This window comes from Streptococcus sp. A11 (assembly GCF_043674225.1).
GTDB lineage: Bacteria > Bacillota > Bacilli > Lactobacillales > Streptococcaceae > Streptococcus > Streptococcus suis_V.
Map to the genome: position 1 here is coordinate 64442 of NZ_JBIMJS010000007.1, position 25447 is coordinate 89888.

General features: G+C 46.3%; 33 protein-coding genes. 30 read left to right on the forward strand and 3 right to left on the reverse strand.

The window, feature by feature from the left end:
* Position 1: 1 nt before the first annotated feature.
* Together ACHBIF_RS05525 and ACHBIF_RS05530 are read left to right on the forward strand one after the other, a co-directional pair.
* Positions 2-736 carry an amino acid ABC transporter ATP-binding protein gene (locus tag ACHBIF_RS05525; protein ID WP_105110193.1) on the forward strand — a complete coding sequence of 245 codons (735 nt, stop codon included), beginning with the start codon at positions 2-4 and terminating at the stop codon, positions 734-736.
* 114 nt (positions 737-850) lie between these two features.
* Complete coding sequence (locus ACHBIF_RS05530; protein ID WP_125265334.1) at positions 851-1696, forward strand: bifunctional methylenetetrahydrofolate dehydrogenase/methenyltetrahydrofolate cyclohydrolase; 846 nt, start codon at positions 851-853, stop codon at positions 1694-1696.
* A 408-nt stretch (positions 1697-2104) separates the two neighbouring features.
* Here ACHBIF_RS05530 and ACHBIF_RS05535 read toward each other — a convergent pair whose 3' ends face one another.
* Positions 2105-3028, reverse strand: coding sequence for a neutral zinc metallopeptidase (locus ACHBIF_RS05535; RefSeq protein WP_105160869.1), 924 nt, complete (start codon positions 3026-3028; stop codon positions 2105-2107).
* A gap of 144 nt (positions 3029-3172) precedes the next feature.
* Here ACHBIF_RS05535 and xseA point away from each other — a divergent pair, with 144 nt between their 5' ends.
* The 11 genes from xseA (at position 3173) to ACHBIF_RS05590 (ending at position 11764) form a co-directional block, all read left to right on the forward strand.
* Entirely contained in the window at positions 3173-4516 is a 1344-nt protein-coding gene (gene xseA / locus ACHBIF_RS05540) for an exodeoxyribonuclease VII large subunit (RefSeq protein WP_394719180.1), read from the forward strand.
* Positions 4491-4706 carry an exodeoxyribonuclease VII small subunit gene (locus tag ACHBIF_RS05545; protein WP_105123503.1) on the forward strand — a complete coding sequence of 72 codons (216 nt, stop codon included), beginning with the start codon at positions 4491-4493 and terminating at the stop codon, positions 4704-4706. The genes xseA and ACHBIF_RS05545 overlap by 26 nt, the downstream gene beginning before the upstream one ends.
* A 2-nt stretch (positions 4707-4708) precedes the next feature.
* Complete coding sequence (locus ACHBIF_RS05550; protein WP_394719183.1) at positions 4709-5581, forward strand: polyprenyl synthetase family protein; 873 nt, start codon at positions 4709-4711, stop codon at positions 5579-5581.
* The gene (locus ACHBIF_RS05555) at positions 5574-6395 is read left to right on the forward strand and encodes a TlyA family RNA methyltransferase (protein WP_105111910.1); all 822 of its coding nucleotides are present in this window, start codon (positions 5574-5576) and stop codon (positions 6393-6395) included. The genes ACHBIF_RS05550 and ACHBIF_RS05555 overlap by 8 nt, the downstream gene beginning before the upstream one ends.
* Entirely contained in the window at positions 6388-6813 is a 426-nt protein-coding gene (locus ACHBIF_RS05560) for an arginine repressor (RefSeq protein ID WP_105111911.1), read from the forward strand. Before ACHBIF_RS05555 ends, ACHBIF_RS05560 begins: the two co-directional genes overlap by 8 nt.
* Before the next feature lie 3 nt (positions 6814-6816).
* Positions 6817-8478 (forward strand): DNA repair protein RecN, encoded by a 1662-nt coding sequence (gene recN / locus ACHBIF_RS05565; RefSeq protein ID WP_394719186.1) that lies wholly within the window; start codon positions 6817-6819, stop codon positions 8476-8478.
* A 155-nt stretch (positions 8479-8633) separates the two neighbouring features.
* Complete coding sequence (locus tag ACHBIF_RS05570; RefSeq protein ID WP_125266098.1) at positions 8634-9017, forward strand: hypothetical protein; 384 nt, start codon at positions 8634-8636, stop codon at positions 9015-9017.
* A gap of 152 nt (positions 9018-9169) precedes the next feature.
* Complete coding sequence (locus ACHBIF_RS05575; protein ID WP_394719189.1) at positions 9170-10003, forward strand: DegV family protein; 834 nt, start codon at positions 9170-9172, stop codon at positions 10001-10003.
* Positions 9996-10826, forward strand: coding sequence for an SGNH/GDSL hydrolase family protein (locus tag ACHBIF_RS05580; protein WP_394719191.1), 831 nt, complete (start codon positions 9996-9998; stop codon positions 10824-10826). The genes ACHBIF_RS05575 and ACHBIF_RS05580 overlap by 8 nt, the downstream gene beginning before the upstream one ends.
* Complete coding sequence (locus tag ACHBIF_RS05585; protein ID WP_172009244.1) at positions 10804-11403, forward strand: YpmS family protein; 600 nt, start codon at positions 10804-10806, stop codon at positions 11401-11403. Before ACHBIF_RS05580 ends, ACHBIF_RS05585 begins: the two co-directional genes overlap by 23 nt.
* Before the next feature lie 85 nt (positions 11404-11488).
* Complete coding sequence (locus tag ACHBIF_RS05590; protein WP_105106668.1) at positions 11489-11764, forward strand: HU family DNA-binding protein; 276 nt, start codon at positions 11489-11491, stop codon at positions 11762-11764.
* A 461-nt stretch (positions 11765-12225) separates the two neighbouring features.
* On the opposite strand, the gene yidC is transcribed toward ACHBIF_RS05590, so the two are convergent.
* A complete protein-coding gene (gene yidC / locus ACHBIF_RS05595) occupies positions 12226-13137 on the reverse strand; it encodes a membrane protein insertase YidC (protein ID WP_394719194.1) in 912 nt (303 codons plus the stop codon).
* 99 nt (positions 13138-13236) lie between these two features.
* A complete protein-coding gene (locus ACHBIF_RS05600) occupies positions 13237-13518 on the reverse strand; it encodes an acylphosphatase (RefSeq protein ID WP_105123512.1) in 282 nt (93 codons plus the stop codon).
* A 70-nt stretch (positions 13519-13588) separates the two neighbouring features.
* Between ACHBIF_RS05600 and ACHBIF_RS05605 the strand changes: the two genes are divergently transcribed.
* The 17 genes from ACHBIF_RS05605 to ACHBIF_RS05685 all read left to right on the forward strand — a co-directional run bounded on the left by ACHBIF_RS05605 (position 13589) and on the right by ACHBIF_RS05685 (position 25445).
* The gene (locus ACHBIF_RS05605) at positions 13589-14329 is read left to right on the forward strand and encodes a TrmH family RNA methyltransferase (RefSeq protein ID WP_394719196.1); all 741 of its coding nucleotides are present in this window, start codon (positions 13589-13591) and stop codon (positions 14327-14329) included.
* A 46-nt stretch (positions 14330-14375) separates the two neighbouring features.
* On the forward strand, positions 14376-14858 hold the full coding sequence (locus ACHBIF_RS05610; RefSeq protein ID WP_394719198.1) for an HD domain-containing protein: 483 nt from the start codon (positions 14376-14378) through the stop codon (positions 14856-14858).
* Positions 14859-14873: 15 nt separating this feature from the next.
* A complete protein-coding gene (locus ACHBIF_RS05615; RefSeq protein WP_105160877.1) occupies positions 14874-15575 on the forward strand; it encodes a Bax inhibitor-1/YccA family protein in 702 nt (233 codons plus the stop codon).
* Between the two features lie 85 nt (positions 15576-15660).
* Positions 15661-16908, forward strand: coding sequence for a diaminopimelate decarboxylase (locus ACHBIF_RS05620; protein ID WP_105160620.1), 1248 nt, complete (start codon positions 15661-15663; stop codon positions 16906-16908).
* 71 nt (positions 16909-16979) lie between these two features.
* On the forward strand, positions 16980-17225 hold the full coding sequence (locus tag ACHBIF_RS05625; RefSeq protein ID WP_394719201.1) for a YneF family protein: 246 nt from the start codon (positions 16980-16982) through the stop codon (positions 17223-17225).
* Positions 17226-17290: 65 nt separating this feature from the next.
* A complete protein-coding gene (racE, locus tag ACHBIF_RS05630) occupies positions 17291-18085 on the forward strand; it encodes a glutamate racemase (protein WP_105111923.1) in 795 nt (264 codons plus the stop codon).
* Positions 18082-19089 carry a nucleoside-triphosphate diphosphatase gene (locus ACHBIF_RS05635; protein ID WP_394719204.1) on the forward strand — a complete coding sequence of 336 codons (1008 nt, stop codon included), beginning with the start codon at positions 18082-18084 and terminating at the stop codon, positions 19087-19089. Before racE ends, ACHBIF_RS05635 begins: the two co-directional genes overlap by 4 nt.
* Positions 19062-19589: a metallophosphoesterase gene (locus ACHBIF_RS05640; protein ID WP_394719206.1), complete on the forward strand. Its 528-nt coding sequence runs from the start codon at positions 19062-19064 to the stop codon at positions 19587-19589. Before ACHBIF_RS05635 ends, ACHBIF_RS05640 begins: the two co-directional genes overlap by 28 nt.
* Complete coding sequence (gene cbpB / locus ACHBIF_RS05645) at positions 19586-20044, forward strand: cyclic-di-AMP-binding protein CbpB (RefSeq protein ID WP_105111926.1); 459 nt, start codon at positions 19586-19588, stop codon at positions 20042-20044. Before ACHBIF_RS05640 ends, cbpB begins: the two co-directional genes overlap by 4 nt.
* Positions 20041-20772: a site-specific tyrosine recombinase XerD gene (gene xerD, locus ACHBIF_RS05650; protein WP_394719208.1), complete on the forward strand. Its 732-nt coding sequence runs from the start codon at positions 20041-20043 to the stop codon at positions 20770-20772. Before cbpB ends, xerD begins: the two co-directional genes overlap by 4 nt.
* A complete protein-coding gene (locus ACHBIF_RS05655) occupies positions 20772-21491 on the forward strand; it encodes a segregation/condensation protein A (RefSeq protein ID WP_105160616.1) in 720 nt (239 codons plus the stop codon). Before xerD ends, ACHBIF_RS05655 begins: the two co-directional genes overlap by 1 nt.
* Positions 21475-22044, forward strand: coding sequence for an SMC-Scp complex subunit ScpB (gene scpB / locus ACHBIF_RS05660; RefSeq protein WP_105111929.1), 570 nt, complete (start codon positions 21475-21477; stop codon positions 22042-22044). Before ACHBIF_RS05655 ends, scpB begins: the two co-directional genes overlap by 17 nt.
* Positions 22034-22768: a pseudouridine synthase gene (locus ACHBIF_RS05665; protein WP_105160615.1), complete on the forward strand. Its 735-nt coding sequence runs from the start codon at positions 22034-22036 to the stop codon at positions 22766-22768. Before scpB ends, ACHBIF_RS05665 begins: the two co-directional genes overlap by 11 nt.
* Positions 22765-23001, forward strand: coding sequence for a membrane protein insertion efficiency factor YidD (gene yidD / locus ACHBIF_RS05670; protein ID WP_172073751.1), 237 nt, complete (start codon positions 22765-22767; stop codon positions 22999-23001). The genes ACHBIF_RS05665 and yidD overlap by 4 nt, the downstream gene beginning before the upstream one ends.
* Positions 23002-23211: 210 nt before the next feature.
* Positions 23212-23754, forward strand: a complete 543-nt coding sequence (locus ACHBIF_RS05675) for a tRNA (cytidine(34)-2'-O)-methyltransferase (protein WP_394719212.1) — start codon at positions 23212-23214, stop codon at positions 23752-23754.
* A gap of 456 nt (positions 23755-24210) precedes the next feature.
* Complete coding sequence (locus ACHBIF_RS05680) at positions 24211-24768, forward strand: ECF transporter S component (RefSeq protein WP_394719214.1); 558 nt, start codon at positions 24211-24213, stop codon at positions 24766-24768.
* Between the two features lie 23 nt (positions 24769-24791).
* Positions 24792-25445 carry a phosphatase PAP2 family protein gene (locus tag ACHBIF_RS05685; RefSeq protein ID WP_172022123.1) on the forward strand — a complete coding sequence of 218 codons (654 nt, stop codon included), beginning with the start codon at positions 24792-24794 and terminating at the stop codon, positions 25443-25445.
* Positions 25446-25447: the final 2 nt, after the last annotated feature.

Here is a 25447-nt window from a genome sequence, read left to right on the forward strand (position 1 = left end):
GATGGCGGAAACAATTATTTCAATTAGAGATTTACACAAGTATTTCGGGGAAAATGAAGTTCTGAAAGGAATTGACTTGGATGTGGAGCAGGGAGAGGTAGTGGTTATTATCGGACCGTCAGGATCTGGGAAATCGACTTTCTTGCGGACCATGAACCTACTTGAGGTACCAACCAAGGGGACGGTGACCTTTGAGGGCGTGGATATTACGGATAAGTCCAACGATATTTTCAAGATGCGAGAGAAGATGGGCATGGTCTTCCAGCAGTTTAATCTATTTCCCAATATGACTGTTCTGGAAAATATCACCCTTTCGCCCATTAAGACCAAGGGGATTGCCAAGGCAGAGGCTGAGAAAAAAGCCTTGGAATTGTTAGAAAAGGTTGGTTTGCCAGACAAGGCCCAGGCCTATCCACAAAGTCTCTCAGGTGGTCAGCAACAGCGGATTGCCATTGCGCGTGGTCTGGCTATGGACCCAGATGTGCTCCTCTTTGATGAGCCGACATCAGCCCTTGACCCTGAAATGGTTGGAGAGGTATTGGCGGTTATGAAGGATTTGGCCAAGGCAGGGATGACCATGGTTATCGTGACCCATGAGATGGGCTTTGCCAAGGAGGTTGCAGACCGAGTTATCTTCATGGATGGGGGCTATATCGTTGAGATGGGCAGTCCTGAAGCAGTCTTTGACCAGACCAAGGAAGAGCGAACCAAGGACTTCTTATCTAAGGTACTATAGACCAGTAACTCCGGCATTGTTCGGGGTTTTTCTTATTTCTTTGAAAAATAGCAGAGCAGGTTGGGAAATTGTCTCTGTTTTTTGTATAATGAAAGAAAACAATAAGGAGTTGGCATGACAATTATTGATGGTAAAGCCCTGGCGGCGAAATTGCAGACGGCCCTGGCAGACAAGGTCGCAGAAATGAAAGAAAAGACAGGCTTGGTTCCAGGTCTTGTGGTCATTTTGGTTGGTGAAGATCCTGCCAGCCAGGTCTATGTACGAAACAAGGAACGTTCGGCTTTGGCTGCTGGTTTTAAGAGTGACGTTGTTCGCCTCCCAGAGTCTATCTCAGAGAATGAATTATTGGACCTGATTGACAAGTATAATCAAGATGAGAATTGGCACGGTATCCTGGTCCAACTGCCTCTACCTGTTCATATTGATGAAGAAAAGGTGCTCTTGGCTATTGATCCGGACAAGGATGTAGATGGGTTCCATCCGACCAATATGGGGAAACTCTGGTCTGGTCATGCAGTCATGATTCCTTCAACTCCTGCTGGAATTATGGAGATGTTTAAGGAATACCAGATTGACTTGGAAGGTAAATCAGCTCTAGTCATTGGCCGTTCAAATATTGTTGGTAAGCCCATGGCCCAGCTCCTCTTGGATGCCAATGCGACTGTGACCATTGCCCATTCTCGGACCAAAAACTTGCCAGACTTGGCTCGTCAGGCGGATATTTTGGTGGTAGCTATCGGCCGTGGACATTTTGTCACCAAGGAATTTGTCAAACCAGGTGCAGTTGTCATTGATGTGGGGATGAACCGTGATGAAAATGGCAAGCTGATTGGCGATGTCAAGTATGATGAAGTTGCCGAACTTGCTAGTCACATCACTCCTGTTCCAGGTGGTGTCGGTCCGATGACCATTACCATGCTGATGGAGCAGACTTTCGAGGCTTTTAAGCGGTCATTATAGAAGATGGAAGGGCAGGTTATTCTGCTCTTTTATTACTGGTTAATATACATTTTTATAAATTCAGTCTTTGGACCGATTATAATTTATATGTAAAGGTTTACAATAAGGGTGTTCCTAGTAATGGGAACACCCTTTTACCCCAGGATTCAAGAATGCTTACAGTGGTTTTCTTGATTTTTCCTAATCTCCTTTAGGTGTCGACTGAGGTCGGCGCCTTTTCTGTCACAAAAAAGGGAGCGGGAAAGAACTCGACTAATGAAAAGAGAGTTCGTCTTCCCGCCCCCGCACAATTGGTTAGGACTGATTCGGAGCGTTAAACGCGAACGAAACTGCCAATCAACCCCTGCGTCAATATGTTTTTGCTAATCAAATAGCCATAGGTTGGACTTTATGCCCAACCTTAACATCTTATGGATTTGGAACAGAGAAACTGTCAGCATGTGCCAGGTCTCCGTAGGTATAACCACGGTCAAACCAGCGTTTGCGCTGTTCGGATGTACCGTGAGTGAAACTGTCTGGGACAGTCCGGCCGTAGGCTTCTTTTTGCAGGGTATCGTCACCTACTGCATGGGCTGCCTGCATGGCCTCGTCGATGTCACCAGCATCTAGCATGCCTTGGCCATCGACAAATTTGGCCCAAGCACCAGCATAGTAGTCTGCCTGCAGTTCCAGACGAACATTGAGGGCGTTTCCTTCCTTGTCAGACAGACGGGCGCGCTCCTTATGGTAGGCACCGAGGACCTCTAGCTCGTTTTGAACATGGTGACCAACTTCGTGGGCAATGACGTAGGCCATGGCAAAGTCACCTTTAGCCTTGTAGCGGTTACCTAATTCTTGATAGAAAGAGGTATCGATATAAATTTTTCGGTCAGCAGAACAGTAGAAGGGACCCGCTTGGGCTGATCCCATTCCACATCCTGTGCTGGTTTGGTCAGTGTAGAAGACCAGAGTTGGAGCCTTGTAGGTCATGCCATTTTTGTCAAATTCCTGGGTCCAGAAATCTTCTGTAGAGGCTAGGACCTTACTCATAAAGACAGCATCCTCATCGGAGACCTCAGTCCCTGCAGTTGATACCTGAGCGGATTGATAGGGATTGACTCCAGATGAACCGCCCAATAGACCTCTTAGTCCTGAACTACCACCAAAGAGTATGAGGACCAGGAAGAGGATGATTTTTCCCTTCCAGCCTAGTCGTGAAAAGAGTAGCCCCAAGAGCATGCCACCACCGGAAGAGCCACTTCGACTGGTTCCTCCAGGAAAGAAGGAGCCACCGTTGGATTGACCACGTCTGTCCTCTATATTTTTACTTTGTCGTTGATTGTCTAACTTCATATAAAACTCCTAAGTTTGTTCAAGTATATTATATAGTAAAATTTCTAAAAAGGCACAAGAAAGCAATTACAAATTTATTCTCTAATTCTGAATAATCTTGCGATTTTTGGTATAATGAAAGAGATATAGACAGAAGGAGCTGACATGGTTGACTATTTGTCGGTTAGTCATTTAACCAAGTATTTAAAATTAAAATTTGACCGTGATCCCTATCTAGAAAAAGTTTATTTGACAGGGCAGGTATCCAATTTCCGCAAGCGTCCGACCCACCAGTATTTTTCCCTCAAGGATGACAAGGCAGTTATCCAGGCGACCATGTGGGCAGGTATTTACAAAAATCTGGGCTTTGAGCTGGAAGAAGGTATGAAAATCAATGCGATTGGTCGGGTCCAGCTCTATGAGCCAAGTGGATCCTATTCGATCGTCATTGAAAAAGCTGAGCCAGACGGCATCGGAGCCTTGGCAATCAAGTTTGAGCAACTCAAGCAGTCCTTGACTGCAGAAGGCTTGTTCAAGCAGGAATTTAAGCAGCAAGTGCCTCGCTTTACCCAGAAAATTGGTGTCATTACCAGTCCAAGCGGCGCGGTCATTCAGGACATTATCACGACAGTCAGTCGGCGTTTTCCTGGTGTGGAAATTGTTCTCTACCCGACCAAAGTGCAGGGTGAGGGAGCGGCTCAGGAAGTAGCTGCCAATATCCAGAAAGCAAATAGCAGGGAGGATTTGGATGTCTTAATTGTCGGTCGTGGTGGTGGGTCTATTGAGGACCTTTGGGCATTCAACGAGGAAATGGTGGTTCGAGCCATTTTTGAATCGCGAATTCCGATTATTTCTAGTGTGGGCCATGAGACGGACACGACCTTGGCGGATTTTGTGGCAGACAGACGGGCAGCGACCCCGACGGCAGCAGCAGAATTGGCGACACCGGTGACCAAGGCGGACCTCTTAGGCTATTTGAACCAGCAGGAAAACCGTGCCTACCAGGCTATGACCAATCGGATTAAGTTTCGGCAAAGTCAGCTGGACAAAATCAGTCAGTCGGTTATTTTCAGGCAGCCAGAACGGCTTTATGATGGCTATGTGCAAAAATTAGACCGGTTGACCAGCCAGCTACAGACTAGGATGAAAGAGATTTTCGGGGATAACAAGCAGGCCAGTGTCCTGCTCCAGCAACGCCTACGGGGCTTGCAATTGCCCCAGAAAGTCAGCCGTTATCAGGAGAAGGTCAGCCAGTTACAACGCTTGCTCAAGAGCAATATGGCCAACATTTACGACAATAAAATGGCCAAGGCTGACAAGCTGATAGAGGCCATGACCATGCTGGATACCAGCCGCATCGTGGCGCGCGGTTATGCCATGCTGGAGCAGGCTGGTCGGGTCATTGATAGCGTAGAAAAGATTGAAAAAGATGAGCAGTTGACCATTGTCATGAAGGATGGTCGTGTGGATGTGGAGGTAAAGGATGTCCAAAAAAATGAAAACATTTGAAGAAAATTTAGCAGAACTTGAGGGAATTGTGACCCGTTTGGAGCAGGGAGATGTAGCCTTAGAAGAGGCTCTGGCTGAGTTTCAAAAGGGTATGGTCCTGTCCAAGGACTTGCAGAAAACCTTGGCTGATGCAGAAAAGACTCTGGTTAAGGTCATGCAGGCAGATGGTAGTGAAAGTGAGATGGTTTAGGTATGGATAAATTCAATCTCATAGGCTCAACCATTGAAAATTACTACAGGAACACCCACACCTGTGTTTCGGAAGAGTTGATTGAGTCGATCCTATACTCAATAGAAGCAGGAGGGAAACGCCTTCGTCCCCTCATCCTGCTGGAGGTTTTGGAGGGATTTGGCAAGACAGTGACAGAAGCCCACTATCAAATTGCTGCTGCTTTGGAAATGATTCACACGGGAAGTCTTATCCATGATGATTTACCTGCCATGGACAACGATGATTACCGTCGAGGTCGGTTGACAAACCACAAACAGTTTGACGAAGCTACAGCTATTTTGGCGGGGGATAGCCTTTTTCTGGATGCCTTTGATTTGGTAGCCCGTGCCGACTTACCATCACCCATTATTGTTCAGTTAGTTCAGTTCCTAGCCACTTCCTCAGGCACATTTGGTATGGTTGGGGGACAGATGTTGGATATGAAAGGGGAGGGGCAGGTGCTGGAGGCTACGGAACTCTTCAAGATTCATGAGAACAAAACTGGTCGTCTCCTGACTTATCCTTTCTATGCAGCTGGTATTATCGCAGAGCAGTCAGAATATGTCCAAGGGAAATTGTGGCAATTGGGCTCGCTGATTGGGTATGCATTTCAGATTCGGGATGATATTTTGGATGTGACAGCAAGTTTTGAAGAATTAGGGAAAACGCCTAATAAGGATCATGTGGCTGAGAAAGCAACTTTTCCAGCTTTGTTGGGCTTAGATGAATCTAAGAGTCTTCTTGAGGAAGCCTTGGATAAGTCTATAAAAATTCTTGAGGAATTGACTCAGGATTATGATTTCAAGTCTGACAATATCATTAAGATTTTAGAAAGTTTACGAATCAATGAGTAAAGAACGAGTAGATGTGCTAGCCTACAAGCAGGGGCTTTTTGAGACTAGGGAGCAGGCCAAGCGAGGCGTCATGGCGGGCCTGGTGGTCAATGTCATCAATGGCGAGCGCTATGACAAGCCGGGCGAGAAAATCGATGAAGGGACCGAGCTTAAGCTCAAGGGTGAGAAATTAAAATATGTCAGCCGTGGTGGCCTCAAATTAGAGAAGGCCTTGCAGGTCTTTGGAATTTCTGTTGAAGGGCAGACGACCATTGATATTGGTGCTTCCACAGGCGGCTTTACGGATGTCATGCTCCAGTCTGGCGCCAAGCTGGTTTACGCCGTGGACGTTGGGACCAATCAATTGGCTTGGAAACTTCGGCAAGATGAGCGTGTAATTTCCATGGAGCAGTACAATTTCCGCTATGCTGAACTGGTTGATTTTGACCAGGGACAGCCAAGTTTTGCCTCTATTGATGTCAGCTTTATTTCGCTCAGTCTGATCTTGCCAGCTCTGCATAATATTTTGGCAGACGGCGGTCAGGTCGTAACCTTGGTCAAGCCTCAGTTTGAAGCGGGACGGGAGCAGATTGGTAAAAATGGTATCGTTAAAGACAAGCAGATTCATGTCAAAGTTTTGCAGGACGTGACCAAGATGGCCGTGGAGACTGGCTTTATCGTTAAGGCGCTCAGCTTTTCTCCGGTTCAGGGCGGTCAGGGCAATATTGAATTTTTGGCTCATTTGGAAAAATCTGACCAGCCAGAAAATATGGTTGTGGGTCAGATTGGTGACTTGGTTGAGCAAGCACACGAGGAATTTAAGAAAGATGAATAAACGAGAACGCTTAGAAGTAATAAAAGATTTGGTTGTCCGCTATCCGATCGATACCCAGGAAGAGATTGTGGAACGCTTGGAGGCTATGGGGGTCCATGCAACCCAGGCGACGGTTTCCCGGGATATCAAGGAGTTGGGTATCATCAAGGTGCCAGCAGCTGACAAGGGCTATATTTACGGTCTGCCTAAGGTGGGCCTGGCAAAGGTCCGCTCGAAAAATATCCTTGATTTTTCACATTCGGGTAACATGGTCAATATCAAACTGGTGCCTGGAAGTGCCATTGTTGTCAAACGTCAGATTGTGGAACAATTTGAGGACCAGCTGTTCACCATCATTGCGGACGACGATAGTATCTTTTTAATCTTGAAGGACCAGGAAAAACTGCTTCAGTTGGAGCGCATGGTTAAAGGGTGGTAAGGGATGTTACTAGAAGTTTCAATTAAGAATTTTGCCATTATCGAGCAGGTCTCTCTTAACTTTGAAAAGGGTATGACCATTCTCTCTGGTGAGACGGGAGCTGGGAAGTCTATCATTATCGACGCCATGAACCTTATGTTGGGGGCGCGGGCGACTACTGATGTCATCCGCCACGGGGCTGCCAAGGCGGAGATTGAGGGGCTTTTCTCTTTTGAACATAGCAGAGCCTTGGAGCAGATTTTGGAGGAGCAGGGGATTGAAGTGGCTGACGAGCTGATTATCCGTCGGGAAATCCTGCAAAATGGTCGGTCTGTCAGCCGGGTCAACGGTCAAATGGTCAACCTGTCTGTCCTCAAGCAAATTGGTCAGCACTTGGTCGACATTCACGGTCAACATGACCAGGAAGAATTGATGAAGTCCCAGCACCATATTCGTCTGTTGGATAGCTTTGGAGAAGAGGATTTTTGGACCCTCAAGGACAGCTACCAAGCGACTTTTGATGCCTACCGTAGCCTCCGCAAGCGCGTGCTTGAAAAGCAGAAAAACGAGCAGGAACACAAGTCTCGTATCGAGATGTTGGAGTATCAGATTGCGGAGATTGAATCCGCTGACCTCCAGCTTGGTGAGGATGTCCAGCTCAATCAGGAGAGGGATAAGCTACTCAATCATAAGCAGATTGCAGATACGCTGACCAATGCCTACGCCCTCCTGGACAATGAGGATTTCTCCAGCGTCAACAATATCCGCTCAGCCATGGGGGATCTGCAGAGTTTGGAAGAATTCGACCCAGAATACAAGGCCCTATCGACCAGCCTGACCGAGGCCTACTATGTAGTGGAGGATGTGGCCAAGCGTTTGGGTGATGTGGTGGACAATTTGGAGTTTGACGGCAACCGTCTCATGCAGCTGGAAAGTCGCTTAGACCTGCTCAACACCATGACCAAGAAATATGGCGGTTCGGTCGACGATGTCCTCGATTATTTGGCAAAAATCACTGAAGAGTACAATCTTTTGACCGGTAACGACCTGTCTGGTGATGACCTGGAAGTCCAGCTCAAGACCTTGGAGAAAGACTTGGTTAACTTGGCTGGTCAATTGAGTCAGGCTCGCCATGAGTTGGCCCAGATTTTAGAAGAGGTTATTCGCCAGGAATTGCAGGACTTGTATATGGAGAAGGCCAAGTTCCAGGTTCGATTTACTAAGGGTAAATTCAGCAAGGAGGGCCATGAAACGGTGGAATTTTATATTTCTGCCAATCCTGGTGAGGATTTCAAACCCCTTGTCAAGGTGGCCTCAGGAGGGGAATTGTCTCGCCTCATGTTGGCCATTAAATCAGCCTTTGCCCGCAAGGAAGGCAAGACATCCATTGTATTTGACGAGGTGGACACGGGTGTATCTGGTCGCGTAGCCCAGGCCATTGCCCAGAAAATTTACAAAATCGGTCAATACGGTCAGGTCTTGGCGATTTCGCACCTGCCACAGGTGATTGCGATTGCGGATTACCAGTTTTTTATTGAGAAAGTATCGGACGAGCATTCGACCGTTTCTCGTGTGCGTCTCTTAACAACGGATGAGCGGGTGGAAGAGATTGCCAAGATGTTGGCTGGTGACACAGTGACGGAGGCAGCCAGAACGCAGGCCAGAGAATTAGTGATGAAAGGCTGATGAGGGAGTGGTCAAACCTTACTGATTTGACAGGCTGGGACCAGTTTGAGGCCGTTATGAAATGTAGAATACAGCATATAAATCCTTCACAGAAAAACGGAAAACTGCCAAAATATATGTAAAGAATCACTCTATATATAAAGTAGGTGGTTAGCATGAAACAGTATCTAGGTCGGTTTGTAGGTGTTTTATCGGTCTTGAGTTTATTCCTTCCCTTTGCCTTTACTCCCAATCTGAAGACTTTTGAGATTGTCACGATTTCTGGATGGGTCTATTTCAGCGGTAGTCTCTTTGCTCTCCTTTGTCTGGCTCTTGTGTTTGCCTTCTGTTTTAAATTGGTGCTGTTTTCCAAGACCGTCAATCTGTTACTCTTTGCTGGTGCTGGGCTCATGACGCTATATTTTTATAGTTTGCCGCTACAGGCAGTTGGCAGCTCATTTCTGACTCGATTGGATGAATTTCCTGTTGGCTACTTTCTCTGTGGTGTCTTCTTGGTACTTGGGCTTGGATTCACCTTGAAAGAATTGCTTTCTCAGTAAGTGTGACATATCTTACTTTTTATCAATAATGCTTGAAAGCAGTATAGGGCTAGGTTTTAGTGGTCTAGCCTTTTTTCATTTCTAGCGTTTTATTTTTGAGGTGATTTTTGCTATAATAGTAGACATATTTGTAGAGAATTGTAGGATGAAATATGTCAAGGATTAAAATTGTAACAGATTCAAGCACCACTATCGAGCCACACTTGCTGGAAGAACTGGGAATTACGGTTGTTCCTCTTTCGGTGATGATTGATGGAGTGGTCTATTCGGATAGCGACCTGACAGAGGGGCAATTTTTACAACTGATGCGCGATGCTAAGAGCTTGCCGAAGACCAGTCAACCACCAGTGGGGGTCTTTGCAGAAACCTTTGCTGATTTGGCCAAGGACGGTAGTCAAGTGATTGCCATCGTCTTATCTCACGCTCTTTCGGGCACCGTTGAGGCTGCTCGTCAAGGGGCAACCTTGTCCGGCGTTGATGTGACGGTTATTGATTCAAGTTTCACAGACCAGGCTGCAAAATTCCAGGTGGTTGAGGCTGCTCGTCTGGCTCAAGCTGGGGCTAGCAAGGAGGAAATCTTGGCGGCCATCGAGCAGGTGCGAGAAAAAACAGAATTGTATATTGGCGTATCGACGCTTGAAAATCTGGTTAAGGGAGGCCGTATTGGTCGCGTTCAAGGGCTCTTAAGCAGCTTGCTCAATATCCGTGTCATTATGACCATGAAAAATCATCAGCTAGAGCCAATTGTGAAGGGCCGGGGCAACAAGACCTTCAAGAAATGGTTGGATGAGTTTATTGGTCAATTAGCCGATAAAAAGGTGGCTGAAATCGGCATTTCCTATGCAGGCGCAGCAGATTTTGCCCAGCAGATGAAAGAACAGTTACAGCCCTACCTAGCCAAGGATATCGCTGTTCTAGAAACCGGCTCTATCATCCAAACCCACACTGGTGAAGATGCCTGGGCTGTCTTAGTACGTTATGAATAATCGAAAAGTTTTTCATGGGCTCTTTTATTTCTTTCTGTGCTTGATATTGGCTGTCTTTCTGTTTGACCGGCTGATTCCAAAGGCTGCATCAAGGGTGACTCCTTCAGAAATCAGTCAGTCAGACGAGCGCCCCATTCTACACTATATTGCGATTGGTGATTCATTGACGGAAGGTGTGGGGGATACCACGGGCCAAGGTGGCTTTGTTCCGCTACTGGCTCAAGATTTGGCCAACCAGCTCTCAGTGGATGTTGTCGATGCCAATTATGGCATTGCAGGCAATACCAGCAACCAAATTTTAAAAAGGATGAAGTCTGATAAGAAATTGCAGGCAGATTTGAAGCGGGCGGATTTGATGACTTTGACGGTTGGTGGAAATGATTTGCGAAAGGTGATTATGAACAATATCACCGATTTAAAAGTATCTTCTTTCAATAAGCCATCCAAGGATTATGCCAAAAGACTGAAAGAGATTATTGACTACGCCCACAAGCAAAATAAGGATTTACCTATTTACGTTGTTGGTATTTACAATCCTTTCTTTTTAAGTTTTCCAGAGATGACCGAAATGCAGACAATCGTGGATAATTGGAATGAAGTGACTGCCAAGACGCTTGAAGAGCAGGATAAGGTTTACTTTGTTCCCATCAATGATTTGCTTTACAAGGGATTGGAAGAAGAGGTGGGTGTCAGTTCCACTGATGCAGGGACTAGAAATAATCTACTCTACAACGAAGATAGTTTTCATCCCAATAATACGGGCTATGAAATTATAAAGAAAGCAATCGTGGAGAAAATACATGAAACCCCAAAAGAATGGTAAGATAAAGATTTGGAAATGGTTGTTTTTGGCACTTCTAGCTTGTAATGTTGGTGCCTATATTGTCCTTATCAATCGTGTGCAGGATAAGCGTGAAGACTTGACGGTTTTCGTAAAAAATAATCCCGACGATGTCAAAATAGGGACATTTACGACCACCAGAGAACAGCTGAATCAGACACTTGAAAATTATCTCAAAGAATATCAAACCAAAGATTTTGAATATTCCATTGCCCTGACCAGCCAACAGATTGTCTTTGAGGGCAGTTACAAGTTGTTTGGTGTGGAAATTCCCCTCTATCTCTATTTCCAGCCAAGCAAGATGAAGGATGGAAGTATCATGTTGCAAATAATGGAAGTTTCAGCAGGCAGTCTATCTTTACCCAAAGCAGAGGTTCTAAATTATTTGAAGAAAAATTATAAATTTCCAGACTATGTCCATGTGGATACGGAGGCATCTAGAGTGCAGGTCCAGCTCCAGGAAATGGAGAATAAGCTAGGGATTTATGCCAAAATGAATACGCTTGATTTATATAATGACCAATTTATTATTGATATTTACAAAACAGAAATAAAATAACACTTTAAGCTTGACCAAAAGCTTAAAATTGGATAAGATATTAGAGTGAGTAGTCACTCAGAAAATAATTGGAGGATTTAGCAAAATGGCTAATAAACAAGATTTGATCGCAAAAGTTGCAGAAGCAACTTCATTGACTAAAAAAGATTCTGCAGCAGCAGTTGATGCGGTATTCGCAGCAGTAGCTGACTACCTTGCAGCTGGTGAGAAAGTTCAATTGATTGGCTTCGGTAACTTCGAAGTTCGTGAGCGTTCAGCACGTACAGGTCGCAACCCTCAAACAGGTGCAGAAATCAAAATCGCAGCTTCTAAGGTTCCTGCTTTCAAAGCTGGTAAAGCACTCAAAGACGCTGTAAAATAATTCAGCATGAAAAAGCCCGTCATATCAAGCTTTCTAGCTTGTCCGACAGGCTTTTTTCTTGTTTAAGGGGCAAAAAATCAGTATTTCAGAACGTCGACAAACTGTATTCTGGATAAATAAACTGAGTAGCTCCGCTAAGAAAAAACGAAAATGTAGTTTATTTTGCAAGCGGAGCGAGCCCTAAGCCAGGACTTTCCGCTGGCCTGAAACGTTGTCGTTTCAAGTATTCGGAGTATTTGAGACCTTAGGCTAAAATACTAGGTATGGAATTCCGTAGGTAGCTCAAACAGTCTGGGGGACTGTTTGAGGAGTAAACCCAGAAGCAAGAAAGTTTACTACCGTCCGACATCACCTCAGGAAAATCTGAAAAGAGACTTTGTCTACAAACTCAGGATTTTTCCTTAACTTTTGACTTCTAATTACAAATAAAACAACCACCTGCTTCAGATGGTTGTCTCTTTCTATCTCGAACGTTGTTTACCAGCGTTGCGGTTTTTCTTTTTAGATGCTTTTTCTTCGATGATAGCTGATGCAGCTGGGGTCACATCTTTGACTTTGCCTGGTGCAGCTTTCAAGGGTTTGTTCTTAAATTCTTCCTCTACCTGCTTGCGAATGCGTGGCTTGAGGATGAAGTTGGTGATGGCTTGTTGGATAAGACTAATCAGACCACCGACTACCCAGTAAAGGGTTACACCAGCAGGAGAGCCAAATGAGATCATCACAATCATGAGCGGATTCATCAGTGCCATGGTTTTCATTTGCTTTTTCTGTTCTTCATCCATACCGACCTGCATGAGGAGGGATTGTCCATAGTAGAGTACACCTGCAATAGCTGTTAAAAGCAGGCTGGATTTGCCCAGGTCGATACCGAGGAAACTAGCCTCAGCAATACCTGGAGTGTGGCGAGCCGCAAAGTAGATAGCCGAGAAGAAAGGCATCTGAATCAGGAGTGGTAAACAACCCATGCCTCCCAACATACTCACACCGTACTGTTTTTGCGTAGCGAAGTATTCTTGTTGGGCAGCAAGCTGTTCTTCCTGAGAACTTGCATTCTTCATACGTTCCTGGATTGGACCAAGAATTGGCTTGAGGTAGTTCATCTTTTCAGACTGGATAGCCGCCTTATAAGATTGGTAAATACCTAGTGGAAGGATAATCAAGCGGACAATCAGGGTCACGATGATAATGGCCAAACCATAGCCCAGGGCCTGGTTCTCAGCAAAGTATTCGATGAGATAAGACATTGGTTGCCCCAGATAGTTCCAGATGAAACCGGTCGGATTACCACTTTTATCTGTCTGCACACAGCCCGACAAGAAGAGCAGAGTTGCCAGTGACAAGCCTGACAATTTGATGAATCGTTTATTTTTCAATTTTAAACTTCCTTTTTTACAATATAGTCTCTATTGTACTTGTTTTGGTCAAAATTCTCAAGTTTTTCACTTACCAGCCTTAAAAATTCTTCTCAAGCCCTAGCAATGACTGACTTTAAAATCTGTCATATCCGGGAAATTGGCCAAATTCACATCTAGATAGTTGACCCTGGCCATACGAGAAGGTCCTTTTCGTATTTCATGGATAAAATGGCTGAGCTTGTCAGCTTGATCCGACTGGGCCAGGATGGTGACTGTTCCATCGTCATTGTTCCAGACACGGCCGTAGACGTCACCGATTTCCAGAGCCAGAGCCTGGACTGACCAACGAAAACCAACTCCCTGGACACGACCAGAGGCAATCATTTTGACCTTTCTCATGGGGGTCTCCTTTTTGACAAGTAACTTACTTTATTATATCATGGACAATAAGAAATAAAAAGGAGCAGCCATGGACATTATCCGCTCAAAGGCCAATAATCTGGTCAAGCAAATCAAGAAATTGCAGCAGAAAAAATACCGGACCTCCTCCTATCTGATAGAGGGCTGGCATCTGCTAGAAGAGGCTGGTGCTGCTGGTGCGACTTTCGAGCATATCTTGGTCTTGGAAGAATACGCAGAGCGGGTTGCTGGTTTGCCCAATGTTAGTCTAGTGACACCTGACATCATGCGGGACCTGGCCGATTCCAAGTCTCCCCAGGGTGTCCTTGCCCAGCTGGCCCTTCCTAGACAAGACTTGCCAACAAGCCTTACCGGCAAATTCCTGGTCTTGGAAGATGTCCAGGACCCAGGCAATGTGGGCACCATGATTCGGACAGCAGACGCGGCTGGTTTTGACGGTATTTTTTTGACGGACAAGTCGGCTGATATTTACAATATTAAAGTTCTGCGGTCCATGCAGGGAAGTCATTTTCATCTGCCGATCTATCGTCTGCCTGTGGAGGAGCTTGTCAGATACCTGCAAGCTCAAGGGTTGCCAATCTTAGCAACGACCCTGTCAAGCCAGTCGGTGGACTATAAGGACTTCCAACCTGGTCCTAGCTTTGCTATGGTTATGGGCAATGAAGGTCAAGGAATTTCAGCCTACATGGAGGAAGTGGCGGACCAGCTGGTCCACATCAGCATGCAGGGTCAGGCGGAAAGTCTTAATGTGGCCATAGCTGCCGGTATTCTTATGTTTAGTTTTATTTAAGGCTATCTTGGTAGACTATGCTATAATAGTCCGAGGAGGTCAAGATTTGACAGCTTACAAAAAAGATAAAGAGTATATGTGCTATGTGGGCCATCTGATTGAGACGCCCAAGGTGCAAAAATTGGGCACTATTCCCCACCACTACCATTCGACACGGCTGGCACATTCCATCAATGTGTCCTACACCAGCTATAAAATTGCCAAAAAATTTGGCTGGGATGCCAAAGCGACAGCTAGAGGCGGTCTCTTGCACGATTTGTTTTTCTATGACTGGCGGGATACCAAATTTCAGAAGAGCCATGCCTGGGTCCACCCAAGGATTGCCAAGCGCAATGCCCAGAAATTGACCAAGCTCAATAAGGTCGAAGAGGATATTATCGTCAAACACATGTTCGGTGCTACCATTGCCCCTCCCCGCTACAAGGAATCTTGGATTGTCACCTGCGTGGACAAGTATTGGGCGGTTCGTGAATGGAGTCTGCCCCTGCAGCACAAGTGGAAGCATCGCAAAATTCTACGTTTTCAATAAATAAAGGAGTTTTCTATGAATAATGATTCAGTAATTATCAACCAGGTGGACAATACCGCCCTCAACCGTTTCTTTGGTAAGGTTTACGGCGTTGTCGCTATGGGAATTGGCTTGTCGGCCTTGGTGTCGTTTTTGACAGTGACAGTTTTCCGAGACACTTTATTCGCTCTCATGCGTGGTGGTTCCATGCTCATGATGATTATCATGATTGCCCAGATTGCCCTGGTCTTTGCGGCCTCAGCTATGGCGGCTAAAAATAGTCCGCTGGCTCTGCCTATGTTTTTGGGCTATTCAGTGACAAATGGTTTCACTCTGAGTGTCGTGCTGTTGGCCTATACAGGTGAAACAGTGGCCCTGGCCTTTGTATCAACTGCCCTCATGTTTGCAGTCATGGCTATTATCGGGATGACCACCAAGAAAAATCTGTCCGGCATGGCCCAGGCTCTTCGAGCAGCTCTCTGGGGAGTGATTATTGCCAGTGTTGTCAATATCTTTCTACGTAGCTCAGGTATCAGCTTCGCTATGTCTATCATCTCTGTCTTGATTTTCTCAGGTTTGATTGCCTATGATAATCAGCGCATCCGCACTGTTTTCGAGCAAACAGGCGGAAATGTCGGTCAAGGCTGGGTCGTTTCTATGGGCCTGCAGCTCTATCTTGACTTTATTAACTTGTTCCTGAACTTGCTCCGCATTTTCGGTAACTTAAATCGAGATTAAAACTTCCCACTCTCCGAGTGGGTTTTTCATTTTCTGAAAATGCCTTTCTATGCTATAATGGTTAGAAAATTGAGGAGAATGAGTTATGACCAAAATACCATTTATTGATAAGGAAACCCTTGCGACGATTACAGACCAATTTCCAACGCCTTTTCACTTGTACGATGAGAAGGGAATTCGTGAAAAAGCGCGTGCGCTCAATGCTGCTTTTGCTTGGAACCCAGGCTTTAAGGAATATTTTGCGGTTAAGGCGACACCGACACCAGCTATCTTGAAAATTTTGCAAGAAGAGGGCTGCGGTGTGGATTGTGCGACGGATGTGGAAGTGCTGATGAGTGCCAAAATGGGCTTTACGGACATTATGTTTACTTCCAATGATACCCAGGCGCAAGAATTTGTCTATGCGAGCGAAGTTGGAGCGACCATTAACTTGGACGCCTATGAGCATATCGAGTTTTTGAAAAATGTAGCCGGTATTCCTGAGACAGTCTGCCTACGTTATAATCCGGGTGGCATCTTCTCGCTTGGTACAGACATCATGGACCATCCAGAAGAGTCCAAATTTGGCATGACTAAGGCCCAGCTCATGCAGGGTTACAAGGACTTGAAAGAATTGGGCGTTAAGGAATTTGGTATCCATGCCTTCTTGGCCTCCAACACTGTGACCAATGACTACTATCCAGAATTGGCGCGCCAGCTCTTCGAATTGGCCCTGGAAATCCGTGAGGAGACAGGTGTCACACTTGATTTTATCAACCTGTCAGGTGGTATTGGGGTCAACTACCGTCCAGACCAGGAGCCAAATGATATTGCCGTGATTGGCGAGGGTGTCCGCAAGGTTTACGAAGAAATTCTTACGCCTGCTGGCATGGGACATGTGAAAATCTTTACGGAGCTAGGACGCTTTATGCTGGCGCCACATGGGCATCTGATTACTAAGGTTCTCCACCGCAAGGAAACCTATCGGACTTATGTCGGTGTGGATGCCTCAGCAGCCAACCTAATGCGTCCAGCCTTCTATGGTGCCTACCACCATATCACCAATATCAGTCGACCAGACGCTCCGATTGAAGTAGTGGATGTGGCGGGCTCTCTCTGCGAAAACAACGATAAATTCGCAGTCAATCGTGAATTGCCACGCGCAGAAGTGGGGGACACCCTGGTTATCCATGATACGGGTGCTCACGGTTTCTCCATGGGCTATAACTACAACGGACGCCTGCGTTCAGCGGAGATTCTCTTGGAGGAAAATGGCGGAGCGCGTATGATTCGACGGGCTGAAACGCCAGAAGACTACTTTGCGACCTTGTACGGTTTTGAATTTGACAAGTAAGTCTTGGAAAAGACGGGAAAATTTGGTATAATAGAGATAGAAAATTAGAATACAGTCTATAGGAGATTGAAATGCAAATCGGAATCGGAATTGTTATATTATTGGTTGTCTTAGCACTTGCTGGTGGTGTTGCTCTCGGTATTTACCTATCACGCAAACAGGTTGAAAAAATGATTGCGGACAAGCCTATTTTGGATGAAAATGCTCTTCGTTTGATGATGAGCCAAATGGGTCAAAAACCAAGCGAAGCTAAGGTTCAGCAGGTATTGCGCCAAATCAAGAGCCAACAAAAAGTAGCAACTAACAAGAAAAAATAAGCAAGCACTGGGGCTGGGGATTCATTCCCAAGTCCTTTTGTTTGGAGAAAGTCCTAGGAAACTATATGGATAATCGACCAATCGGATTTTTAGATTCAGGTGTGGGTGGTCTGACGGTGGTTCGTGAACTCATGCGTCAACTTCCCCACGAAGAAGTCGTCTATATCGGCGATTCGGCCAGGGCCCCTTACGGCCCAAGGCCAGCTCAACAAATCAGAGAGTATACCTGGCAGCTGGTCAATTTTCTCTTGACCAAGAATGTTAAAATGATTGTTTTCGCCTGCAATACAGCGACGGCTGTTGCCTGGGAAGAGGTTAAGGAAAAGTTGGATATTCCAGTTTTAGGTGTGATTTTGCCAGGGGCATCGGCTGCTATCAAGGCGACCCAGTCTGGCAAGGTAGGGGTGTTGGGCACAGCTATGACTATCCAGTCAGATATTTACCGGGAAAAAATTCAGGCCTTGTCGCCGGAAACTCAGGTTGAAAGCTTGGCATGCCCACGATTTGTCCCTCTGGTGGAGTCCAATAGCCACCAGTCTAGCCTGGCCAAGAAGGTGGTCTACGAAACCCTCAAGCCCCTTATGGGGAGGGTGGATACCCTGGTGCTGGGCTGCACCCACTATCCCCTCCTGCGGGCTATCATTCAAAATGCCATGGGGCAGGATGTAAAACTGATTGACTCTGGGGCAGAAACAGCGCGGGATATCTCCGTTTTGCTCAATTATTTCCAGCTCAATCGCAGTCGGACGGAGGCCAATCTTCAACATCGATTTTATACAACAGCCAGCCCAGAGGCTTTTAAGGATATCGCAGAAAGCTGGTTGGGCATTGATATTCAAGTGGAGCATGTAGAATTATGACAGAAAAGATTTACGAATACAGGGACGAGCAGAATTGGTTTATTGGCAAGGCGAACTTTGCCAATCTATTTGGAAGCTTTGGTGAGACTGGAAGAGAGCAGGAAATATATCAATTGGGGCATGCTTTCGATCAACTTATTGCCTCAAAATATGAAGATGACTACAACCAGTGCGTCCAGATTGAGATTATTCGATTGCATTCGGATTTCAAACTCATCCAGTTTGCTCTCGATGTCTTAAATGACCTCAACAACCGCCAATTCAAGGCTATCCAGCACCAGGGAGCTGTGCTGGTGACTGAAGGCGAAAAACTGCACCTGGTTTACTTGCCCAAGGAAGGGGTGTCCACAGAGGCTTTCTTTGGTCAGGAGCAAGGCTTGGCCGGTCTTGGAGACAGCATTCTGATTGCCACTAAAAATGAAGGCAAGACCAAGGAATTTCGCAAGTTCTTTGAGAAATTGGGCTATCAGGTTGAGAATCTCAACAACTATCCTGACCTGCCAGATTTGGCTGAGACAGGGACCACTTTTGAGGAGAATGCCCGTCTCAAGGCGGAAACCATTGCAGAGCTGACAGGCAAGATGGTCCTGGCAGATGATTCGGGTCTCAAGGTAGATGTCCTCGGCGGTTTACCAGGAGTTTGGTCAGCTCGTTTTTCAGGTCCAGAGGCGACAGACAGCCGTAACAATGCCAAGTTGCTCCACGAATTAGCCATGGTGTTTGAGACCAAGGACCGCTCGGCCCAGTTCCATTGCACCTTGGTCATGGCAGCACCGGGTCGGGAAAGCCTGGTGGTTGAGGCAGATTGGGCAGGCTATATTGGCACAGAACCCAAGGGAGAAAATGGTTTTGGCTACGATCCGCTCTTTTTGGTCGGTGAGACTGGCAAGACGTCGGCTGAACTTAGTCTAGAAGAGAAGAATAAGATTTCCCACCGGGCGCAAGCCTTAGAAAAATTGTTGGAGGCATTTCCAGTATGGCAGGAGCAAGCAAGACAATCATAGTCATGAGTGATTCTCATGGAGACCGTAAGATTGTAGAGGAAATTAAGAACCGTTACCTTGGCAAGGTTGATGCAATCTTTCACAATGGAGATTCGGAGCTAGACAGCCAAGACCAGCTTTGGGAGGGAATATACGTTGTCAATGGCAACTGTGACTACTTTGGTTGCTATCCAGATAGGCTGATTACCCAGTTGGAGGATGTGACCATTGCCCAGACCCACGGCCATCTCTATGGCATCAATTATGGCTGGCAGCGGTTGGATTATTGGGCCCAAGAGGTGGAGGCGGATATCTGTCTCTACGGGCATCTACATGTGCCCGATGCAGAGCTGCGGGGCAAGACCCTCTTTCTCAATCCTGGATCAGTCAGTCAGCCACGGGGCTTGGTCAGAGAGTGCCTCTATGCCCTGGTGACCATTACAGATAGTCACTTCCATGTTGAACACTACAATCGTCAGCACCAGATTTATCAGCCACTAACAAAGGACATTCCACGATGATTGCACGCGAATTTGAAGCATTTTTGCTGGCTCAAGAAGAGACTTTTTTGACTCCGGCTAATAAGCTGGCGGTCATTATTGATAGCCATAATATCGACCATGCCAAGCTCCTGCTCAGCCACATGTCCTATTCACGGGTACCTGTTGTGACCGAAGAAGGACAGTTTTTCGGCACCATTGGCCTGACGGAAATCAATCGTTACCAGGCTGAAAATGGCTTGAGCGATGATGAGCTTAATAGCGATATTTCCCTGATTGCGAAGACGGATGAGGAGACAGTTGGTCAAGATTACGACCTGACAGAAGTCATGCGAAAATTGGTCGACCAGTCCTTCCTTCCTGTTCTGGGTGAAAATGGGGAGTTCAAGGGGATTATTACTCGGAAATCCATTCTCAAGGCCATCAATGCCCTGCTCCACAACTTTCCCCTGCCGTCTAAAGAGGCAAAAAAATGAAAGATTGGATTGCAGCATTTATCAGGAGCAAGTCCATAAGCAGCAACAGTCAGAAGTCCTACACCTATGACCTACAGCAATTCATGGAGGTGACCCAGGGCCAGGTCAACCAGCAGACGCTCTTGACCTACCAGCAGACGCTCTTGACTCTGAAGCCTGCTGCCCAGAAGCGCAAGTTGTCAGCAGTCAATCAGTTCCTCTATTTTCTCTACGAGGAGGGGCAGCTGGAGCGATTTTATAAGCTCAAGGCCCTGACCAGCCCTGCCTCTATCAAGCAGCGACCACAGGTGGAAGATTTGTCCCCCTTATGGACGGAGACAGCCTTTCTTGATGGGCAGACCATTGCTCTTTTGATTGGCTTTTTAGGGCTGACGCCTAGTGAAATAGCAGAGCTGACTGTGGATGACCTCAACCTAGTTTTTCAGGTGTTGACTGTCCAGAAGGGTCAGACCAAGCGGGTCCTGGATATTCCTAAAGAGATCCTGCCCTACCTAGAAAATCGCTTGACCGGTGTCTATCTTTTTGACAAAAAAGGGCAAACCTATTCCCGCCAGTGGTTCTTTAATCGCTTGACTGAATTTGTTAGCTCCATAGGTCGGTCAGATTGGACCGCCCAGAAATTGAGAGAACAGTATATTCTGAGGCAAATCAAGCAAGGCAAGTCTCTGGACCAGCTGGTCAAACAATTGGGCTTGAAATCAAGCATGAGTTTGGAAAAATACAAGTAATGGATATTAAACTGAAAGATTTTGAAGGACCTCTGGACCTCTTGCTCCACCTGGTGTCCAAGTACCAGATGGACATCTACCAGGTGCCGATTACAGAGGTCATTGAGCAGTATCTAACCTATATTGCCACCTTGCAGGCCATGCGGCTGGAAGTGGCAGGTGAATACATGCTCATGGCCAGTCAGTTGGTGGTCATCAAGAGTCGGAGGCTCCTGCCCAAGGTAGTGGAGCAGACAGACCCAGAAGATGACCCAGAGCTGGAGCTCTTGGACCAATTGGAAGAGTACCGCAAATTCAAACTTCTCAGCGAGAAGCTGGGAGAGCAACATGATGAGCGGGCCAAGAGTTTCTCCAAGCCCAAGGAAGAGCTGGTCTACGAAGATGTGCAACTGGTCCAGGATAAGACCGTTGTCGATTTGTTCCTGGCTTTTTCCAAAGTCATGGCTGAAAAGCAGGCAAGCCTGCGCCAATCGCATACGACCATTGCCAGAGATGAGTACAAGATTGAGGACATGATGGACCTGGTCCGTAGTCACTTTAAGGCTGGTTCGCGTCTGGAGTTGCGCCAGCTCTTTAAGGATAGTCAGGATATCAATGAGGTTATCACCATTTTCCTGGCCACTTTGGAGTTGGTAAAGGTCCATGAGATTAGCTTTGAACAAACGGAGGCTTTTGGGGACATTTACCTAGTAAGGAGGGAGCATGAGCCGATTAGCTGAAATAGAAGTCCTGCTATTTGTGGCAGGTGAGGAAGGCCTGACCTTGCGTAATCTAGCGGAGATGCTGGACATGCAGCCGACCGCCCTCATCCAGCAGTTGGAGAAATTATCTGAAAAGTACATGGCGGATAAGGATTCTGGTCTGGCACTCTTGGAATCATCCAACCGCTACAAGCTGGTAACCAAGAAGGAATTTGCCGAGCTCTTGCGGATTTATGCCAAGACACCGATAAACCAGACCATGTCCCGGGCCCTCTTGGAAACCCTGTCTATTGTTGCCTACAAGCAGCCCATTACACGGATAGAGGTGGATGACATCCGTGGGGTCAATTCCAGCGGTGCCATTAGTAAGCTCCAGGCTTTTGATTTGATTCGGGAAAATGGCAAGAAGGAGGTGTTGGGCCGGCCAAATCTCTATGTGACCACTGATTATTTTTTGGACTACATGGGGATTAACAGCCTGGACCAATTGCCGGATGTGTCAGATTTGGACCTGAAAGATGAGGAAACAGAGCTTTTCCTAGAAAGAAATGAGTTAGAAGATGAGAATTAACAAATATATTGCCCACGCAGGCATTGCCAGCCGACGCAAGGCTGAGGAATTGATCAAGCAGGGGCTGGTGACTGTCAATGGTCAGGTGGTGCGTGAATTGGGAACTGTCATCAAGTCTGGTGACAGGGTTGAGGTAGAAGGCCAGCCTATTTACAATGAAGAGAAGGTCTATTACCTGCTCAACAAGCCTAGTGGAGTGATTTCCAGCGTATCGGACGACAAGGGTAGAAAGACGGTCGTAGACCTTTTGCCTACGGTCAAGGAACGGATTTATCCCGTGGGTCGTCTGGACTGGGATACATCAGGTGTCTTGATTTTGACCAACGATGGAGATTTCACAGACGAGATGATTCACCCGCGCAATGAGATTGATAAGGTCTATCTGGCGCGTGTCAAGGGGGTTGCCAATAAGGACGTTCTTCGTCCCTTGACCCGTGGAGTGGTCATTGATGGTAAGAAAACCAAGCCAGCTGTCTATGAGATTATCAAGGTGGACCCTGTCAAGAACCGTTCGGTGGTCGAATTGACTATCCATGAGGGGCGCAATCACCAGGTTAAGAAGATGTTTGAAGCGGTTGGTCTACAGGTGGACAAGCTGTCTCGGACTCGTTTTGGTAATCTAGACTTGACAGGTCTGCGTCCAGGTGAGTACCGCAAGCTCAATAAGAAGGACATCAGCAAGCTCCATACCATGGCTGTTACCAAGCCAGCTAAGAAGAAATGACCAGGCTCATCATCGGCCTGGTCCGGCTGTACCAACGATTTATCTCGCCCCTCTTTCCACCGTCTTGCCGTTATCGACCTACCTGCTCGGCCTATATGATTGTGGCCTTGCAGAAGCACGGCTCAAAGGGATTCTTGATGGGCCTGGCCCGTATTGGGCGCTGTCATCCCTTTGTGGAAGGTGGTGATGATCCAGTACCGGACCATTTTAGCCTGAGAAGAAATAAAGTATGAAAAGGTGTAAAAAATAGCGAAAAATGGTGATTTTTGGGAATAAATCCTTGACAGAGGCATCAACTGAGCGGTATAATAGTAACACGATTTCATTGATTTAACTCAAACCTGTTGTGAGTTAAGTGAATGAATCATCATTCACCATGCTGTTTGCTGAGCTTGACTCCGGGCAGTGTGGCATTTTTTTTACTTGAAATGAGATGAAAGATAATGAATATCGAAGAATTGCACTACAAAGAAGAAACAGCTAAAAACCACGTCGTTCTGTTTGAGCCACAAATTCCCCAGAATACGGGCAATATCGCCCGGACCTGTGCTGCGACCAACAGTCCTCTGCACATTATCAAGCCCATGGGTTTTCCTATTGATGATAGCAAGATGAAACGAGCTGGTCTTGATTACTGGGACAAGCTGGACGTCCGTTTTTATGAAAATTTAGATGAATTTATGACCTACGCCAGCCAGCATGGCCAGGTACATCTGGTGTCAAAATTCGCTGATAAGACCTATTCCAACCAGTCCTATCAGGAGGGAATACATTATTTTCTTTTTGGGCGTGAGGACAAGGGCCTGCCAGAAGAATTCATGCGCCAGCATCCAGAAAAGGCTATCCGCATTCCTATGAACGATGAGCACGTCCGTAGCCTCAATGTATCCAATACAGTCTGCATGATTGTCTATGAAGCCCTGCGTCAGCAGGAATTTGCAGGCCTTGACCTGGTCCATGCCTATGAAGGGGACAAACTCAAATAATGTGACATCATTACCAAAGTCTTGCAGAGGCAAGGCTTTTTTGGTATCATTAAATAGTCTTCAGGGCAGGGTGAAATTCCCGACCGGCAGTGATTTTATTAAGATAGTTTCTCTATTTTGAAAATTTTTCTTTGAGGGCGGCAGCAGGAGCGACCGAAGGTCGCAAGTCCGACGCTTGTCGCCGTGGTGGAAGTCATCCTATTCAAAAATAGGATGACAGGGGATTTTCGAGACCTTAGGCTCGAAAATAAGTCATGAAACCGAAGGTTTGCTGACGTCCCCACCACCTTAGACAAGTGTCAAAAAAGAAATTATCTAGTAAATAAGTCTGCGAGCGCAAGCTGATGTGGTGCAATTCCACAACCGACAGTACAGTCTGGATGGGAGAAGACGAAGTAGTTGGCCTCGGCCTGCTCTTTTGGCCTTCTTCAATTTTCAAAAATTGGAGGAACCTTTATGACAAACACACGCAAAATGACGATTATCGCCATTCTCTCAGCAGTATCTTTTCTGCTCATGTACTTGAAATTTCCGCTGATTCCAACAGCTAATTTCCTGGAAGTGGACTTTTCAATCGTACCCATTCTCTTTGGTCTCTTGATGCTGGATCTGAAATCAAGCTTTGCGATTCTTTTCATCCGGACCTTGCTCAAGTTGATTTTGAACAACCAAGGTGCATCGACCATTATTGGTCTGCCAATGAATATTGCAGCTATGTCAGTCTTCATTCTAGTTGTGGCCTACATTTGGAAAAAAGACCAGACAGTGAAAAATTATGTGAAAACAGCAGCTGTGGCAACAATTGCATCGACCTTGGTCATGCTGGTCATGAACTATGTTTATGCTGTTCCAGTCTATGCGACCTTTGCAGGCTTCGATATCAAACAAACTCTAGGACTTGGCAACTATCTCTTTGCCATGGTCCTTCCCTTCAACCTCTTGCAGGGAATCGTGCTGTCGCTGGCTTTCTATGTATGTTACAAGGCAGCCCAGCCAATTTTAAAGAAAGTTTAACCATTCTATGGTAAACTAAATACATGAAAAACAAACAAACACATTTACGAAACGCATCTTTTTTGGCCCTGGCCTTTGTTATTCTAGGCTATACGGTCAAATTTTATCCAGAGGCAGTCGCAGGCTTTGACACGGCAATTCAGACACTTGTCCGTGGCAATCTACCTAGCATTGCCAGCCAGTTTTGGACCTCGATTACGGTTCTTGGAAATACAGTGATTATTCTGACTATTTCCTTGCTCCTTGCAGCTTTCTTCTATTTTTATAAAAAGTGGAAGATGGAGGCTTCCTTGATTCTTGCTAGTTTTGCGGTTATGGGGGTGGCATCAACAGCCCTGAAATATGTCTACCAACGGCCGCGCCCTAGTATTGAATGGTTAATCGATACGATTGGTTATTCCTATCCTAGCTGGCACACTGCCTCGACCATGATGATTGCAGGAGCGGTGGTTATCATTATTCAGCAACGAATGAAGAAGGGAGCACTAAAGCTCTTGCTTCAAGCTGGTCTGCTCATTTTAGCGGCTCTAGTTGCGATTTCAAGGATTTACATCGGCGTTCATTTTCCAACAGACATTATCGGTGGTTGGCTGTTGGCAGGCTTTCTGCTGTCAGTCCTCTATCCTTTCTATGATCAAAAACGCTTCGAATGGCGTTTTCAGAGTAAACAAAAATAATA